The organism is Nocardioides sp. NPDC092400 (genome assembly GCF_040684155.1).
Taxonomy (GTDB): Bacteria; Actinomycetota; Actinomycetes; order Propionibacteriales; family Nocardioidaceae; genus Nocardioides.
This window is the reverse complement of record NZ_JBFBFJ010000002.1, coordinates 344,717-361,709: the sequence shown is the minus strand read 5'-3', so window position 1 is coordinate 361,709 and position 16,993 is coordinate 344,717. Positions and strand designations below refer to the sequence as shown.

Sequence of the window (16,993 nt, the reverse complement as noted above, 5' to 3'; positions counted from 1 at the left end):
CCGGCCGTGAGGGCCCTGGTCGTCGACGACGAGCGGCCGGCGCTCGACGAGCTCTCCTGGCTCCTGGCCCGGGACGACCGGGTCCGCGAGGTGCTGACCAGCGACTCGGCGACGGAGGGCCTGCGGATGCTGCAGGAGGTCGACGTCGACGTCGTCTTCCTCGACGTGCAGATGCCGGGGCTGACCGGGCTGGAGCTGGCCCAGGTGCTCAGCCGGTTCCGGACGCCGCCGGCGATCGTCTTCGTCACCGCCCACGAGGAGCACGCGGTCGAGGCCTTCGACGTCCGGGCGGTCGACTACGTCCTCAAGCCGGTGCGGGCGGACCGGCTCGCGGAGGCGGTACGCCGCGTGGTCGAGGCGACGGCCGGCGGGCGCCAGGCGGTCCCGGAGCAGGCGCCGGCGCGCGACGACGTGCAGGTGGCGGTCGAGCGGGGCGGGGTCACCCGCTTCGTCGACCGGGTCGCGATCAGCCACGTCGAGGCGCAGGGCGACTACGCGCGGCTGCACGTGGCCGACGGCGCCGAGGGGGCGTCGGGCGGCTCCTACCTCGTGCGCACCCCGCTCTCCCAGCTCGAGGAGGAGTGGGCGGCGGCGGGGTTCGTGCGCATCCACCGCTCGCTGCTGGTCTCCCTCGGGCACGTGGCCGAGCTGCGGATGGAGGCCGGCCGCTGCTCGGTCGTGGTCACCGGCGGCACCGAGCTCGGCGTCAGCCGGCGGCACACCCGCCAGCTGCGCGACCTCCTGCTGCGCCGGTCGGGGGCATGAGCGGCCACCCGCCCGAGCGCCCGGCCCGGCCGGAGCGGGTGCGGGTCGAGCGGGTGCGGCCCGAGCGGGTCCGGGTCGAGCGGGTGCGCGTGACCGGCCCGCCCCGCCGGCGCACCCCTGCCGCGCGGACGCGCGACATCGACGCCGAGACCCGGCTGGGCGAGGTCTACATGGGCTCGTTGCTGCGCGAGCAGCTGTGGTTGGCGGTGCGGGTGCTGGCGGTGCTCGCGGTGACGCTCGGGTCGCTGCCGCTGGCCTTCCACCTCTGGCCGGGGCTGACCGGCGTCCACCTGCTCGGGGCGCCGCTGCCGTGGCTGCTGCTCGGCGTGGCGGCGTACCCGCTCCTGGTGGTGCTGGGCTGGCGCTACGTGCGTCGCGCGGAGCGCAACGAGCAGGACTTCCTGGACCTGATGAGCGAGGTCGAGGGGTGACCAGCGTCCCGGGCGTCGTCGCGATCGCCCTGGTCGCCGTCGCCACCCTCGCGATCGGGACGTGGGGCCTGCGCTTCTCGCGCACCACCAGCGACTTCCTCGTCGCCTCCCGCTCGGTCGGTCCGCGGCTCAACGCCAGCGCGATCGGCGGGGAGTACCTCTCGGCCGCGTCCTTCCTCGGCGTCGCCGGTCTCGTGCTGACCTTCGGCGCGGACATGCTGTGGTACCCGATCGGGTGGACCGCCGGGTACCTCGTCCTGCTCGTCCTGGTGGCCGCCCCGCTCCGCCGCTCGGGGGCCTACACGCTGCCGGACTTCGCCGAGGCGCGGTTCGGGTCGACCGGTGTGCGCTCGGTGTGCTCGGTGCTGGTGGTGGCGATCGGGCTGCTCTACCTCTACCCGCAGTTCCAGGGGGCGGGCCTGACCCTGCGCTCGGCGGTGGGCGCGCCGACGTGGGTCGGGCCGGTCATCGTCGGCGCCGTCGTGCTGGCCAACGTCACCTCCGGCGGGATGCGCAGCATCACCTTCGTGCAGGCCTTCCAGTACTGGCTGAAGCTCTGGGCGCTCCTGCTGCCCGCCGCCGTCCTCGCCGTCGTCTGGCTCTCCGACGGGCGGCCCGGCGCCTCGCCCGCGCTGACGGGGTCCTCGGCGGTGGGCGACTGGTCCTCCCCGCTGGCCTCCGGGGGCGGCCAGGGGCTCTACGTGACGTACTCCCTCATCCTCGCGACGTTCCTCGGCACCATGGGCCTGCCGCACGTGGTCGTCCGCTTCTACACCAACCCCGACGGCCGCGCCGCCCGCCGCACGACGCTCGTCGTGCTGGCCCTGCTCGGCGTCTTCTACCTCCTCCCGCCGGTGTACGGCGCGCTCGGGCGGGCCTACGCCGCGGAGCTGGCCGCCTCCGGCCGCTCCGACGTGCTGGTGCTGGAACTGCCGCGGCTGATGGTCCCGGGGCTGCTCGGGGAGGTGCTGACCGGCCTGGTGACGGCCGGCGCGTTCGCGGCGTTCCTCTCGACGTCCTCGGGGCTCTCGATCGCGGTCGCCGGCGTGCTCTCGCAGGACGTCACGGGCCGGCCGTTCCGCGGCCGGCGGCTTGCCGGCGTGACGGCGTTCCGCCTCGGCGCGGTCCTGGCGGTCGTCGTCCCGATGCTGATGGCGCTCGCCGCCCCGCACGTCGGCGTGGCCCGGGCCGTGGGGCTGGCGTTCGCGGTCGCCGCCTCGACGTTCTGCCCGTTGCTGCTGCTCGGCATCTGGTGGCGTCGGCTCACCGACGCCGGCGCCGTCGCGGGCCTGGCCGTGGGCGGGCTCGGCTCCGGCGCGGCCGTGCTGCTGACCCTGACCACGGCCGCCCCCGCCGGCTGGCCGTCGGTGCTCCTCGAGCAGCCCGCCGCCTGGTCGGTGCCGCTCGCCGTCGCCACGATGGTCGGCGTCTCGCTGGCCACCCGCTCCCGCGTGCCCGCCCACACGGGCCGGTTCATGGTGCGGCTGCACACCCCCGAGGCGCTCGACCTGGACCGCGGGTAGTGGTGCGGCGGCTTGGTGGTGGGAAAGGCAGGGAAGCTTCAACATCCCAAGTGAACTTGGGATGTTGAAGCCTCCCTGCCATCGCAACACCCGCGGAGCGTCAGAGAAGGCCGCGGAGTGGTGCTGGAGTCCCCGGTGAACCGGTGACTCCTGCAAGGCGAGGCGCCCACCGCTCAGGCCGCGCGTCGCTCCCAGTGCCGGGCGGCGACGAGGGCGCGGGCGCGGGCGACGACGAGGTCCACGACGAGCGGGTGCGGGCCGACGACGTCGGCGACGACGGCGGCTCCGGCGGCGAGGCAGTCGTCCCGCAGGCGGCGGTCGAAGTAGCCGGTCGCGAGCAGGTACGGCGCCACCGCGTCCCCCGGCCGCACCACGTCGGCCGGGCGGGGGCCGAGGCCGGTGAGAGTGGCCCAGCGGACCGGTGCGCCCCAGGCCCGGCCGAGGAGATCGGCGGACCGGTCGAGGTCGCGGACGGCGAGCGGGTCGGTCGATCCGGCCGCCACCATCACCACCGGGGAGCCCGGGACGGCCCCGGCGGAGACGAGCCGGGAGACCATGGCGGAGACCAGCAGCGGGTGCGGGCCGAGCTGGCGGCCGAGCCGGAGCGCGGAGCCGCGCACCATCGCGGGCAGGTCGGAGCGCACGTGCATCCCGGTCGAGAGCAGCAGCGGCACGACCACGCCCGGCTCCCCGCGCCGGCCGGCGTCGGCCGCGACGTCGGCGAGGAGCGGCTCCGCCAGCTCGACGTACGCCGCCACGCCGGGCAGGCCGAGCCGCTCGGCCGCCGCCGTGGTCAGCGCCCGGGCGACGTCGTTCCCGGCGGCCGTGCGCGTGCCGTGGGCGACCGTGACCAGGAGGGTCACGGCGTGACCGCCAGCCGGTAGCCGCGCTTGACCACCGTCTGCACGATCCGGGTGCCCAGCGCGGCCCGCAGCCGGGCGACCGCCATCTCGACGGCGTGCTCGGAGCCGGCGGTGCCCGAGGGCAGCGCGGCGAGCAGCTCGCGCCGCGAGACCACGTGGCCGGGATTGACCAGGAGCGCCTGGAGCAGCGCGAAGGGCGCCGGGGAGAGCCGGACCTCGGCGCCGTCGAGCAGCACCTCGTCGCCGTGCAGGAGCAGGGTGTGGCCGGCGACCTCGATGCTGACCCCGGCGCTGCGCGAGGGCAGCTCGGTCTCGAGCTGCTTGACCATCGCGGCCAGCCGGTTCCGCTCGGGGTGGATGGTGGGGACGCCCCACAGCTCGAAGGCCGCGGCGGTGACCGGTCCGACGCAGGAGGCGACCACGTCGGCCTGGAAGGCCGCGACGACGTCGTCGCGGCGGCCGGTCGGGCCGGCCGCCTCCATCAGGGCGGCGACGGCGGGCGCGGAGGTGAAGGTGACCGCGTGGAGCGCCCGGTCGGCGACCAGGTCGATCATGCCGAACAGCGGCTCGAGGTCCTCGGCGGACTCGACGCGGTAGACGGTGACGACGGTGACGTCCGCGCCCTGCCGGCGCAGCGCGTGGGCCACCATGGAGAGCGACTGGCCGTGCTCCTGCACGACGATCCGCAACCCCTCCAGCGAGCGGCCTCGCAGGTGCTCGAGCACGTCCTCGAAGCACTCCGAGGCCGGCGCCCACAGCTCGCGCAGCCCGCGCCGGCGCAGCGCGCCGACCGACTTCGGCCCCCGCGCCAGGATCTCGGCCCTGCCGATGGCGGCGACCAGCGCGTCGCCGAGCCCCCAGGAGTCCGCGGCCTCGAACCACGTCCGCATCCCGATGCCGGTGGTCGCCAGGAACATGTCCACCGGCCGCGCCAGGACCTCCTCGGTCGCCGCGCGCAGCGAGGCGTCGTCGACCTGGTTGGGCTCCAGCGACAGCGCGGGCGCCCACACCACCTCGGCCCCGCGCCGTTCGAGCAGGCCGATCTGGTCCTCGACCTTGCGGGCGGCGGTGACGCCGATGCGGTAGCCGGCCAGCGGGAGCGGTTCGCCCACGGTCCCTCCCTCCTCCTCGGCCCCGTCCGGTCCGTTCACCGGCGGGCCGGTCCCACCAGGACCGTCCCGTCGCGGACGGCGACGTCGTACGTCGGTACCCGGACCGCCGCGTCGTCGAGGCACTGCCCGGTGCGCAGGTCGAAGGCCTGCTTGTGCATCGGCGAGGCGACGAACGGGACCTCCCCGCGCGTGCCGACGATGCCACGGGCCAGCACCGAGGCCCGCGAGAACGGATCGTAGTTGTCCAGGGCGAACACCTCGTCGTCCCAGGTCCGGAAGACCGCCACCGCCCGCCCCTCGACCAGGGCGCAGACCCCGCCCTCCCGCGGGACCCGGTCGAGCCCGCACACCACCGTGTACGCCGTGGTGGGGACGCCCGCGCTCACCGCGGCGCCCCGACCGGGATCGTCGCGCCGAGGGTGACCGGGCCGGTGGGCTCCGCCGGGACCTCCTGGTCGCGCTCGGCGCGGAACGCGATGTGCGGGTCGGGCACGTCCGGGGCGTTGACGAAGGACACGAAGCGCGCGAGCTTGTCGGGGTCCTCCAGGGTGCCCCGCCACTCGTCCTGGTAGCCGTCGACGTGCCGGGCCATCGCCGCCTCGAGCTCCGAGCCGAGCCCGAGCGCGTCGTCGACCACGACCTCGCGGACCCGCTCGAGCCCGCCGTCGAGGGAGTCGATCCACGGGGCGGTGCGCTGCAGCCGGTCGGCGGTCCGGACGTAGTACATGAGGAACCGGTCGAGGTAGCGCACGAGCGTCCCGTCGTCGAGGTCCCCGGCCAGCAGCCGGGCGTGGGCGGGGGTGGCGCCGCCGTTCCCGCCGACGTAGAGGTTCCAGCCCTTCTCGGTGGCGATGATCCCGAAGTCCTTCGCGCGCGCCTCCGCGCACTCGCGGGCGCAGCCGCTGACGCCGCCCTTGAGCTTGTGCGGCGAGCGCAGCCCGCGGTAGCGCAGCTCCAGGTCGATCGCCATCCGGACCGAGTCCTGCACGCCGTACCGGCACCAGGTCGAGCCGACGCACGACTTCACCGTGCGCAGCGACTTGCCGTAGGCGTGGCCGGACTCGAAGCCGGCGTCGACCAGCCGCGACCAGATCGCCGGCAGCTCCTCCATCCGCGCGCCGAACAGGTCGATGCGCTGGCCGCCGGTGATCTTGGTGTAGAGCCCGAAGTCCCGGGCGACCTCGCCGATCACGATCAGCCCCTCGGGGGTGATCTCGCCGCCGGGGATCCGCGGGACGACCGAGTAGGTGCCGTTGCGCTGGATGTTGGCCAGGTAGGCGTCGTTGGTGTCCTGCAGCGCCGCGCGCCCCTCGTCGAGCACGTGGTGGCCGAGCTGGGAGGCGAGGATCGAGGCGACGGTGGGCTTGCAGACGTCGCAGCCGCGGCCGGTGCCGTGGCCGGCGACGACCTGGTCGAAGCCGGTGCACCCGTGGACGGCGACCACGTCGAAGAGCTCCTGGCGGGTCATCGCGAAGTGCTCGCACAGGCTGCGGTCGACCGTGCGGCCCTGCGCGGCGTAGTACTCCTCGACCACCTTCTTGACCAGCGGCTTGCACGAGCCGCAGGTGGCGCCGGCGCGCGTCGTGCCCTCGCAGGCGGCGGCCGCGACGATGTCGGCCTTGCTCACGTCGTTGCAGGAGCAGACTTGCGCGTCGTCGGGCAGGCTCACCTCGGCGCCGCCCCGGGAGGCCGGGAGGATCAGCTCCTCGGGGTTCTCGGGCAGCTCGATGCCGGAGCTGACCATCGGGCGGAGCACGCCGTACGCCGACGCGTCACCGACCAGGATCCCGCCGAGGAGCCGGCGACCGTCCTCGGAGACGACCAGCTTCTTGTAGAGCCCGGCCACGGCGTCGGCCAGGACCAGCTCCAGCGCACCGGCGGTGGTCGCGAACGCGTCGCCGAAGGACGCCACGTCCACGCCCATCAGCTTGAGCTTGGTGGACATGTCGGCACCGGTGAACTCCCCCGGCCCGCCGAGCAGCGCGTCGACGACGACCTCGGCCATCGCGTAGCCCGGCGCGACCAGGCCGTACATCCGTCCCGCCGGCGCCGCGCACTCCCCGACCGCCCACACGTGCGGGTCGGAGGTGCGGCACCGCTCGTCGACCAGCACGCCCCCGCGCTCGGCCAGGTCCAGCCCGGCGGCCCGGGCCAGGGCGTCCCGCGGGCGGATGCCCGCGGAGAACACCACGACGTCGGCCTCCACGCTGCCGCCTGCCTCGCCGAGGTCGAGCCCCGCGGCACGGCCGTCGCGCTCGAGGACCGCCTTCGTCGCGACCCCGGTGTGCAGCCGCAGCCCCAGCCCCTCGACGTGGCGGGCCAGCGTCGCGCCGCCGGCGTCGTCGACCTGGACCGGCATCAGCCGGGGCGCCATCTCGACCACGTGGGTCTCCAGGCCGAGGCCGTGCAGCGCGTTGGCGGCCTCCAGCCCGAGCAGGCCACCCCCGACGACGGCACCCGTCCGCGCACCGGCGGCCGCGTCGCGAATCGCCTCGAGGTCCTCGATCGTGCGGTAGACGAAGCAGCCGGGCAGGTCGTGGCCGGGCACCGGCGGCACGAACGGCGCGGCGCCGGTCGCGAGCACGAGCTCGTCGTAGGCGACGGCGGTGCCGTCGGAGAGGCGCACGGTCCGCCCGGCCGGGTCGACCTCCACGACCGACGTGCCGAGCAGCAGCCGCACCCGCGGGTCGTCGTACTCCCCGGCCGGCATGAACGACAGCGCGTCGGCGCCGACCTCGAAGAACGAGGTCAGCGCGACGCGGTCGTACGCCGGGCGCGGCTCCTCGCCGACCACCACGACGTCGTGGGTCTCGGTGAGGCCGCGCTCGATCGCCGCCTGCACGAAGCGGTGGCCGACCATGCCGTGGCCGACGACCACGAGGGTCTTGCGGAGGTGGGGGCTCATCGGGGGGTTCCTTCCATGCTGCTGAGGGACGGTCGTGCGGCGAGCAGGTCGCGGACGGTGGCGGCGCAGCCGCCGCAACCGGTGGTGGCGCGGGTGGTGGCGGTGACGTCGGCCAGCGAGGAGCAGGCGCGGACGCGCCCGGCGGTGACACCGGCGCACGCGCAGACCTCGGCGTCGTCGGGCAGGGCCGCGGCGGCGCTCGGCGCGCCGGCCGCGGGCCGCTCGGGCAGGAGCAGGTCGGCCGGCTCGGTGGGGCCGAGGACGGTGCCGCGGTCGAAGTGCTGGGTGACCAGGCCGACGCGGGAGAGGTCGCCGACGAGGGTCGCGGCCACGATCCGCCCGTCGCGCACGACCAGCTTGCGGTGGGAGCCGACGACGGGGTTGGTCACCTCGACCACCTCGCCCTCGGCCCGCTCCGGCTCGCCCAGCACGGCGACGTCGAGGTCGGTGGCGCGCAGCCGGGCGACGACCCGCGACCCCTCGTAGGACCGGTCCTCGCCGCGCAGGTGGCGGGCCAGCACCTCGGCCTGCTCCCAGGCGGGAGCGACGAACCCCGTCGTGCGGTCGCCGCGCTGGGCGCAGTCGCCGATCGCGTGGACCCGCTCGTCGCTGGTGCGCAGGCGGTCGTCCACGACCACCCCGCGACGTACGGCGAGGCCGGCCCGGCGGGCGAGCGCGGTGCTCGGCCGGCCGCCGGCGGTGAGCACGACCAGGTCGAGGTCCTCCAGCGCGTGGCCGTTGTCCAGGCTCAGTCGGCAGGTGTCGCCCGTGGGGGTCAGCCGGACCGCGCGCGCACCGGTGCACACGGTGGTGCCGAGGCGGCGCAGCCCGCGGGCCAGCACGGACCCGGCGGCCGGGCCGACCTGGCTGCGCAGCAGGTGCTCGCCGCCCTCGACCACCTCGGTGGCCAGCCCGCGGACGCTCAGGGCCCGGGCCACCTGCAGGCCGAGCAGGCCGCCACCGACGACGACGGCGCGGCGCGCCGCCGGGACGGCCGCGTCGAGCCGGCGGCAGTCCTCGAGGCTGCGGAAGGCGTGCACCCGGTCGTCGAGTCGGCCGTCGACCCGGACCAGGCCGCGGATCGGCGGCAGCGTCGGCACGCTGCCGGTGGCGAGCACGAGCCGGTCGTAGCCCACCCGGGTCCGGTCGGCCAGCTCCACCTCGCGCTCGGCCCGGTGCACCTCGACGACCCGGGTGCCCGTGCGCAGGTCCACCTCGTCGGGCAGCGGCAGCGCGAGCGACGCCGGGTCGTGGGTGCCCTCCAGCACGGCCGAGAGCAGGATCCGGTTGTACGGCGCGTGCGGCTCGTCGCCGAGCAGCACCACGTCGTGGGCGCCGCCGCCCGCGAGGTCGCCGGCCAGCCGGACCGCCGCCATCCCGGCGCCGACGACGACCACCCGCTCGAGGGTCCCCCCGCGGCTCATGCGCGCACCGCCGCCGCACAGGCCTTGAACTCCGGCATCCGCGAGGAGGGGTCGAGCGCGTCGTTGGTGAGCCGGTTCGCCCCGACCCAGTGGAACGGCACGAACACCGTGTCGGGGCGGATCGTGGCGACCACCCGCGCCGGCGCCGTGAGCTCCCCGCGCCGGGTGGTCACGACGACCGGCTCGCCGTCGCGCGCGCCGATCCGGTCGGCCAGCATCGGGTGCAGCTCCACGAAGGGCCCGTCGTCGGGCAGGTCGCGGACGCGGCGGGTCTGCGCGCCGGACTGGTACTGCGCGAGGACCCGCCCCGTCGTCAGGTGGAGGGGGTACGCCGCGTCCGGCTGCTCCGCGGCGCCGGCGTGGTCGACCACCACGAACCGCGCCCGACCGTCGGGCGTGGCGAAGCGGTCCGCGAACAGCCGCGGGGTCCCGGGGTGGTCGGCGTCCGGGCAGGGCCAGAACACCCCGTGCTCGGCCCGGATCCGCTCGTGGGTGATGCCGGCGTAGTCCGCGCGACCGCCGGCCGAGGCCCGGCCGAGCTCGGCGAACACCTCGGCCGGGTCGGCGGAGAACGGCACCGGCGACCCGAGCCGCCCGGCCAGGTCGGCCATCAGCTCGAGGTCGGTGCGCACGCCCGCGGGCGGCGAGACCGCGCGCTCGCGCAGCACCACCCGGCCCTCGAGGTTCGTCATGGTGCCGGTCTCCTCGGCCCACTGGGTCACGGGCAGCACGACGTCTGCCAGCGACGCGGTCTCGGAAAGAACGATGTCGGCGACGACGAGCAGGTCGAGGGCGGCGAGCCGCTCGGTGACGTGGGTGGCGTGGGGCGCGGAGACCACGATGTTGCTGCCCAGCACCAGCAGCGCCCGGGCGCCCTCGTCGGTGCCGAGGGAGTCCAGCAGCTCGTACGCCGACCGGCCGGGGCCCGGCAGCGAGTCCGGGTCGACGCCCCACACCCCGGCGACGTGGGCCCGGGCGGCGGGGTCGTCGATCATCCGGTAGCCCGGGAGCTGGTCGGCCTTCTGGCCGTGCTCGCGACCGCCCTGGCCGTTGCCCTGGCCGGTGAGGCAGCCGTAGCCGGCGCCGACCTTTCCCGGCATCCCGAGGGCGAGCGCCACGTTGAGCCAGGCGAGCACCGTGGCGGTGCCCTGGCTGTGCTGCTCTGCCCCGCGGGCGGTCAGCACCACCACGCGCGGGGAGCCGGCCAGCAGGTCGGCCAGCGCGCGCAGCTCCGCGGCGGGCACGCCGGTGACCCGCTCGACCCGCTCGGGCCACCAGCCGGCGACCGACCTGCGGACCGCGTCGAACCCGGTCGTCCGCGTGGCGACGTACTCCTCGTCGACGGCGCCGGCCGCGTCGAGCAGGTGCAGCACGCCGAGGGCCAGCGGCAGGTCCGTGCCCGGCACCGGCTGGAGGACGAGGTCGGCCCGCTCGGCGGTCGGCGTGCGTCGCGGGTCGACCACCACGACGCGCCCGCCCCGCTCGCGGAGCCGGTCGAGGTGCCGCGCCGCCGGGGGCATCGTCTCGGCGAGGTTCGAGCCGACCAGCACGACGACGTCGGCCCGCTCCACGTCGGCCAGCGGGAACGGCAGCCCCCGGTCGATCCCGAGGGCCTGGTTGCCCGCGGAGGCGGCCGAGCTCATGCACCAGCGGCCGTTGTAGTCGACCTGGCTGGTGCCGAGCGCGACCCGCGCCAGCTTGCCGAGCTGGTAGGCCTTCTCGTTGGTCAGCCCGCCGCCACCGAAGGCCGCCACGGCGTCGCGGCCGTGCGCGGACTGCACCGCCCGGAGCCGCTCGGCGACGAGGTCGAGCGCCTCGTCCCAGCCGGCCGCCCGCAGCTCACCGGTCGCGGCGTCGCGCACCAGCGGCGTGGTCAGCCGCTCCCGGTGCCCGCGCAGCCCGGTCGCGGTCCAGCCCTTCCGGCACAGCGCGCCCTCGTTGACGGGGAACTCCGGCCAGGGCCGCACCTCCAGCGTGCGGCCGACCCGTTCGAGGGTCATGCCGCACTGCAGGCTGCAGTAGGGGCAGTGGGTCCGCGTCGAGCCCGTGGTCACTCAGATCGCCGTCCGGACCGCGCCGGCCTCCCCCGCGCGACGGCGCAGGAAGACGACGTGCACGACGGCGGCACAGACGACGTAGAACGCCGTGAAGACGACGAACGCGCCCTTGGTCGCCGACATCGGGTCCTCGACCCACGGCGAGCTGAACGCCAGCGGGACCAGGAAGCCGCCGACCGCGCCGACGGCCCCGATGACGCCGATCGCCGCGGAGGCCTGCTTCGTGGCGGCGTCGACCGCAGCGGTCCGCTCGGGCGTGCCCACCGTCGTCGCGCGCTCGGCCTCGGTGCGCCAGATCGCCGGGATCATCTTGTACGTCGAGCCGTTGCCGATGCCGGTCGCGGCGAAGACGCAGAGGAAGAAGGCGAGGAACCACGGGAACCAGGAGCGGTTGTCGGTCGCCATCGCCGGGTCCTGCGTCGGGTTCGGCCTGAGCTGGGTCAGCGTCCACAGCACCGCCAGCGTGCCCACGATCATCGCGGCGAAGGCGCCGAGGGTGACCTTCGCACCGCCGACCCGGTCGGCCAGCCAGCCGCCCAGCGGCCGGGTCGCGGAGCCGACCAGGGCGCCGAGGAAGGCGTAGTAGGCGAAGTAGACGCCGGTGCCGAGGGCGCCGGGCCCGGGGACCCAGAAGTTGAGCTTGATCAGGAGCGGCATCGCCGCGGAGTAGCCGATGAACGAGCCGAACGTGCCGATGTAGAGGAACGCCATCACCCAGGTGTGGCGGTGCCGCACGACGCGCAGCTGCTCGCGCGGCCGGGAGACCGCGGTCCCGAGGTTGTCCATCCAGCGCCACGCCGCGAACGTCGCCACCACCGCCAGCCCGGCGTAGACCCAGGCGGCCCGCTCCAGGTGGACGCCGCCGTCGGAGGCCTGCACCAGCCCGAAGATCCCCGCGCCGCCGACGAGGACGGGCAGGAGGAGCTGGACCAGCGAGACCCCGAGGTTGCCGCCGGCCGCGTTGAGGCCGAGCGCGGCGCCCTTCTGGGCGGCGGGGTAGAAGAAGTTGATGTTGGCCATCGAGGAGGCGAAGTTGCCGCCGCCGAAGCCGGCCGTCGCGGCGATCAGGCAGAAGGCCCAGTACGGCGTGGTCGGCTCCTGCACGGCGTAGGCGAACAGCAGCGTCGGCACCAGCAGCATCGCCGCGCTCACCATCGTCCAGTTCCGCCCGCCGAACCGCGGCACCGCGAAGGTGTAGGGCAGCCGCAGCAGCGAGCCGACCAGGTTCGGCAGCGCCACCAGCAGGAAGAGCTGCTGGGCGGTGAAGTCGAAGCCGGCCGAGACCAGGAACGCCGAGCTGACGCTCCAGATCAGCCACACCGAGAAGCCCAGGTGCTCGGCGAAGATCGACCAGGCCAGGTTGCGGCGGGCCACCGCGCGGCCGGTCTGCTCCCAGAACGTCGCGTCCTCGGGCCGCCAGTCCTCGATCCACCGGCCGGTACGGCGCGCGGGTGCGGACGGCGCGGACGGTGCGGGAGGGGCGGGAGGGGCGGGCGGCGCGGCGGCCGGCGTCGCGGCGGCAGCGACCTCGGTCGCGGGTGCGGTCGTCGTCATGGCTCCCAACCTCGGCGCCGGAGATGACCTCCGGCGCCGCCCGCTGGTTCGCCGACGTCAACTTGTCCTCACGGCCTCACGGACCTCACCGCCTCACGGCGGGCCCGGACGCAGGCCCGCCGCGACCCCGGCCCCGGCCCGGCGACCGTTCGTCGCGCGCGACCGCCCGCGCGCCCGCTCCTACGGTGACGCCGATCACACCTGTCCACGAGAGGGGCCATTCGGTGACCACACCGCCCGAGGTGCCGGAGCAGGCGGGCCGGCACGACCCGGTCTACGACCAGCTCTCCGCCGCACCGGAGTTCCACGAGCTGCGCAAGCGCTACCGGGGCTTCGTCCTGCCCGCCACGGCCGCGTTCCTGGCCTGGTACCTGCTCTACATCCTGATGTCGAACTACGCCGGTGGCTTCATGGACACCAAGGTCGTCGGCAACATCAACGTCGCGCTGGTCTTCGGCCTGCTGCAGTTCGTGACGACGTTCGGCCTGGCGTTCCTCTACGCCCGCTACTCCGAGAGCAAGCTCGACCCGCTGGCCCGCCAGCTCGACGAGCAGTACGTCGCCGAGCGCGGCACCCACTCCCCGCGCCGCCACCACGAGGGAGGGGACCACTGATGGACGACCAGGTGCTCACCACGATCCTGTTCCTCGCCGTCGTCGCGCTGACGGTCGGCATCACCTTCTGGGCCAGCCGGCAGACGTCCGGCACGGCCGACTTCTACGCCGGCGGCCGGTCGTTCTCGCCGGTGCAGAACGGGCTCGCGATCGGCGGCGACTACATGTCGGCGGCGTCGTTCCTCGGCATCTCCGGCGCGATCGCGCTGTCGGGCTACGACGGGTTCCTCTACTCGATCGGCTTCCTCGTGGCCTGGCTGGTCGCGCTGCTACTCGTGGCCGAGATGCTGCGCAACTCCGGTCGCTACACGATGGCCGACCAGCTGGCGTTCCGCATGAAGCAGCGCCCGGTGCGGATGGCCGCGGCGACCTCGACGGTCGTGGTGTCGATCTTCTACCTGCTCGCCCAGATGGTCGGCGCCGGCGCGCTCGTCGCGCTGCTGCTCGGCGTCGACGACCAGGCGGTCAAGAACATCGTCATCTTCGGCGTCGGCGCGCTGATGATCTTCTACGTCACCGTCGGCGGCATGAAGGGCACCACCTGGGTGCAGATCGTCAAGGCCGTCCTGCTGATGACCGGCTCCGCGCTGATCGTCGTGCTGGTGCTCGCGAAGTTCGACTTCAACCTCTCCGAGCTGCTCGGCGCGGCGGCCAGCAACTCCGGGCAGGGCTCGGCGTTCCTCGAGCCGGGCCTGAAGTACGGCGCCACCGCGACCAGCAAGATCGACTTCATCAGCCTCGGCATCGCGCTGGTGCTCGGCACCGCCGGCCTGCCGCACATCCTCATCCGCTTCTACACCGTCCCGACCTCCCGGGACGCCCGGAAGTCGGTCCTGTGGGCGATCGGGCTGATCGGCGTCTTCTACCTCTTCACGCTGGTGCTCGGCTTCGGCGCTGCCGCGCTCCTCGACATCCCGGGCCTGCGGGAGTCCGGTGAGCTCGACGCGTCCGGCAACCTGGCCGCTCCCCTGCTCGCCGAGTCCGTCGGTGGCGGGGCCGGGTCGACCGGAGGCGCCATCCTGCTGGCACTGATCGCGGCCGTGGCGTTCGCGACGATCCTCGCGGTGGTCGCCGGCCTGACCCTGACCTCGTCGGCGTCGGTGGCCCACGACATCTACAACTCCGTGATCAAGAAGGGCACCGCGACCGAGGACCAGGAGATCAAGGTGACCCGCTTCGCGGCCGCCGGCATCGGCCTGGTCTCGATCCTGCTGGCAATCCCCGCGCAGAGCCTGAACATCGCGTTCCTCGTGGCGCTGGCCTTCGCCGTCGCCGCCTCGGCGAACCTGCCGACGATCATCTACAACATGTTCTGGCGCCGCTTCAACACCCGCGGCGCGCTGTGGAGCATCTACGGCGGCCTGATCTCGGCCGTCGGGCTGGTGATCTTCTCCCCGGTGGTCTCCGGCAAGGGGCTCGACCCGACCGGCAAGAACCTCTCGCTGCTGCCGACCAGCATCGACATCTCCTGGTTCCCGCTGGAGAACCCCGGCATCGTCTCGATCCCGCTCGGCTTCTTCTTCGGCTGGCTCGGGACGGTGACCAGCCGGGAGCCGGCGGCCGAGGACCGCTACACCGAGCTCGAGGTCCGTGCGCTCACCGGCGCCGGCGCCGAGCAGGCCGTCCAGCACTGAGGCCCACCCCCGGTCGTGTGCCCCGGGACGCGCCGCACCGCGTTCCGGGGCACACGACCCTTCACTACTGTGGCGAGGGCCACCCCTCGTCGGACGATCAGGAGCCCTGAAGTGAGCGAAGAGACCCTGTCCAACCTCCTCAAGGAGGACCGTCGGTTCGAGCCGCCGGCCGACCTCGCGGCCCACGCCAACCTGCGGGAGGAGGCGTACGCGCGAGCGGCCGCGGACCGGGAGGCCTTCTGGGCCGAGCAGGCCGAGCGGCTCGACTGGACCCAGACGTGGGACCAGGTCCTCGACTGGACCGACCCGCCGTTCGCCAAGTGGTACGTCGGCGGCCGGCTGAACGCGGCGTACAACTGCGTCGACCGGCACGTCGAGGCCGGCCGCGGCGACAAGGTGGCCATCCACTGGGTCGGCGAGCCGGTCGAGGACAAGCGCTCGATCACCTACGCCGAGCTGCAGGCCGAGGTGAGCCAGGCCGCGAACGCCCTGACCGACCTCGGCGTCGGCACCGGCGACCGCGTCGCGATCTACATGCCGATGATCCCCGAGGCCGTCGTGACCATGCTGGCCTGCGCCCGCATCGGCGCCCCGCACACGGTGGTCTTCGGCGGGTTCTCCTCCGACGCGCTCGCCTCCCGGCTGACCGACTGCCAGGCGAAGGTCGTGGTCACCGCCGACGGCGGCTACCGCCGCGGCGCGCCCTCCGCGCTCAAGCCGGCCGTCGACGAGGCCCGCGCGAAGGCCGCCGACCGCGACGGGCACACGGTCGAGAAGGTCCTGGTCGTCCAGCGCACCGGCCAGGAGGTCGAGTGGGACGACGCCGTCGACGTCTGGTGGCACGACTCGGTCGCGCAGGCCCCGACCGAGCACCAGTGGGAGGCCTTCGACTCCGAGCACCCGCTCTACGTCATGTACACCTCCGGGACCACCGGCAAGCCCAAGGGCATCCTGCACACCACCGGCGGCTACCTCACCGGCTGCGCCTACACGCACTGGGCGGTCTTCGACCTCAAGCCGGAGACCGACGTCTACTGGTGCACCGCCGACATCGGCTGGGTGACCGGCCACTCCTACATCGTCTACGGCCCGCTCGCGAACGGCGCGACGCAGGTGCTCTACGAGGGCACCCCCGACTCCCCGGAGAGGGGCCGCTGGTGGCAGATCATCGAGGAGTACGGCGTCACGATCTTCTACACCGCGCCGACCGCGATCCGGTCGTTCATGAAGCAGGGCCGCGAGATCCCCGACGCCCGCGACATGTCGAGCCTGCGGATCCTCGGCTCGGTCGGTGAGCCGATCAACCCCGAGGCCTACGTCTGGTACCGCGAGGTCGTCGGCGCCGGCCGTACCCCCGTCGTCGACACCTGGTGGCAGACCGAGACCGGCTCGATCATGATCAGCCCGCTCCCCGGCGTGACCCACGGCAAGCCCGGGTCGGCGATGATCCCGATCCCCGGCGTCGCCGCCGACGTCGTCACCGAGGAGGGCGAGTCGGTCCCGAACGGATCCGGCGGATACCTCGTCCTGACCGAGCCGTGGCCCTCGATGCTGCGCACCATCTGGGGCGACGACCAGCGGTTCAAGGACACCTACTGGTCGCGGTACGCCGAGCAGGGCTGGTACTTCGCCGGCGACGGCGCCAAGAAGGACACCGACGGCGACCTGTGGGTCCTCGGCCGGGTCGACGACGTCATGAACGTCTCGGGCCACCGGCTCTCCACCACCGAGATCGAGTCCGCGCTCGTCTCCCACCCCAAGGTCGCGGAGGCGGCGGTCGTCGGCGCCAAGGACGAGGACACCGGCCAGGCGGTCTGCGCGTTCGTCATCCTGCGCGACGAGGCCGGCGACGGCGGCGAGGACATCGTCGAGGAGCTGCGCAACCACGTCCGCAAGGAGATCGGCGCGATCGCCAAGCCGCGCCAGGTGATGATCGTCCCCGAGCTGCCCAAGACCCGCTCGGGCAAGATCATGCGGCGCCTCCTGCGCGACGTCGCCGAGCAGCGCGAGGTCGGGGACGTCACGACGCTCGCCGACTCGACGGTGATGGACCTGATCTCGGGCAAGCTCAGCTCCGGCAAGGCCGCCGACGACTGACCCGTGAGGGCCGT

13 protein-coding genes are annotated in these 16,993 nt (G+C 74.3%); 6 read left to right on the top strand and 7 right to left on the bottom strand.

Going from position 1 to position 16,993, the window contains the following annotated elements; genetic code table 11:
- Positions 1-6: 6 nt before the first annotated feature.
- The 3 genes from AB0N29_RS09255 to AB0N29_RS09245 are packed head-to-tail and all read left to right on the top strand — an operon-like array spanning position 7 to position 2,719.
- Positions 7-765, top strand: coding sequence for a LytTR family DNA-binding domain-containing protein (locus AB0N29_RS09255; RefSeq protein ID WP_364866019.1), 759 nt, complete (start codon positions 7-9; stop codon positions 763-765).
- The gene (locus AB0N29_RS09250; protein ID WP_302269187.1) at positions 762-1,196 is read left to right on the top strand and encodes a hypothetical protein; all 435 of its coding nucleotides are present in this window, start codon (positions 762-764) and stop codon (positions 1,194-1,196) included. The genes AB0N29_RS09255 and AB0N29_RS09250 overlap by 4 nt, the downstream gene beginning before the upstream one ends.
- On the top strand, positions 1,193-2,719 hold the full coding sequence (locus AB0N29_RS09245) for a cation acetate symporter (RefSeq protein ID WP_302269186.1): 1,527 nt from the start codon (positions 1,193-1,195) through the stop codon (positions 2,717-2,719). Before AB0N29_RS09250 ends, AB0N29_RS09245 begins: the two co-directional genes overlap by 4 nt.
- 173 nt (positions 2,720-2,892) lie before the next feature.
- On the opposite strand, the gene AB0N29_RS09240 is transcribed toward AB0N29_RS09245, so the two are convergent.
- The 7 genes from AB0N29_RS09240 to AB0N29_RS09210 are packed head-to-tail and all read right to left on the bottom strand — an operon-like array spanning position 2,893 to position 12,634.
- The gene (locus AB0N29_RS09240; RefSeq protein ID WP_364866016.1) at positions 2,893-3,582 is read right to left on the bottom strand and encodes a CbiX/SirB N-terminal domain-containing protein; all 690 of its coding nucleotides are present in this window, start codon (positions 3,580-3,582) and stop codon (positions 2,893-2,895) included.
- Entirely contained in the window at positions 3,579-4,694 is a 1,116-nt protein-coding gene (locus tag AB0N29_RS09235; protein WP_302269184.1) for a uroporphyrinogen-III synthase, read from the bottom strand. The genes AB0N29_RS09240 and AB0N29_RS09235 overlap by 4 nt, the downstream gene beginning before the upstream one ends.
- A gap of 35 nt (positions 4,695-4,729) precedes the next feature.
- A complete protein-coding gene (gene nirD / locus AB0N29_RS09230; RefSeq protein WP_302269183.1) occupies positions 4,730-5,080 on the bottom strand; it encodes a nitrite reductase small subunit NirD in 351 nt (116 codons plus the stop codon).
- The gene (gene nirB, locus AB0N29_RS09225) at positions 5,077-7,599 is read right to left on the bottom strand and encodes a nitrite reductase large subunit NirB (RefSeq protein WP_364866013.1); all 2,523 of its coding nucleotides are present in this window, start codon (positions 7,597-7,599) and stop codon (positions 5,077-5,079) included. The genes nirD and nirB overlap by 4 nt, the downstream gene beginning before the upstream one ends.
- Positions 7,596-9,023, bottom strand: coding sequence for an FAD-dependent oxidoreductase (locus tag AB0N29_RS09220; protein ID WP_364866012.1), 1,428 nt, complete (start codon positions 9,021-9,023; stop codon positions 7,596-7,598). Before AB0N29_RS09220 ends, nirB begins: the two co-directional genes overlap by 4 nt.
- Positions 9,020-11,077 (bottom strand): molybdopterin oxidoreductase family protein, encoded by a 2,058-nt coding sequence (locus AB0N29_RS09215; protein ID WP_364866010.1) that lies wholly within the window; start codon positions 11,075-11,077, stop codon positions 9,020-9,022. Before AB0N29_RS09215 ends, AB0N29_RS09220 begins: the two co-directional genes overlap by 4 nt.
- The gene (locus AB0N29_RS09210) at positions 11,078-12,634 is read right to left on the bottom strand and encodes an MFS transporter (RefSeq protein WP_364866008.1); all 1,557 of its coding nucleotides are present in this window, start codon (positions 12,632-12,634) and stop codon (positions 11,078-11,080) included.
- A 224-nt stretch (positions 12,635-12,858) separates the two neighbouring features.
- On the opposite strand from AB0N29_RS09210, the gene AB0N29_RS09205 reads away from it, so the two are divergent.
- The 3 genes from AB0N29_RS09205 to acs all read left to right on the top strand — a co-directional run bounded on the left by AB0N29_RS09205 (position 12,859) and on the right by acs (position 16,979).
- Positions 12,859-13,248, top strand: a complete 390-nt coding sequence (locus tag AB0N29_RS09205; protein WP_364866006.1) for a DUF485 domain-containing protein — start codon at positions 12,859-12,861, stop codon at positions 13,246-13,248.
- Positions 13,248-14,882, top strand: a complete 1,635-nt coding sequence (locus tag AB0N29_RS09200; RefSeq protein ID WP_302269175.1) for a cation acetate symporter — start codon at positions 13,248-13,250, stop codon at positions 14,880-14,882. Before AB0N29_RS09205 ends, AB0N29_RS09200 begins: the two co-directional genes overlap by 1 nt.
- 111 nt (positions 14,883-14,993) lie before the next feature.
- Positions 14,994-16,979 (top strand): acetate--CoA ligase, encoded by a 1,986-nt coding sequence (gene acs, locus AB0N29_RS09195; protein WP_364866002.1) that lies wholly within the window; start codon positions 14,994-14,996, stop codon positions 16,977-16,979.
- Positions 16,980-16,993 lie beyond the last annotated feature (14 nt).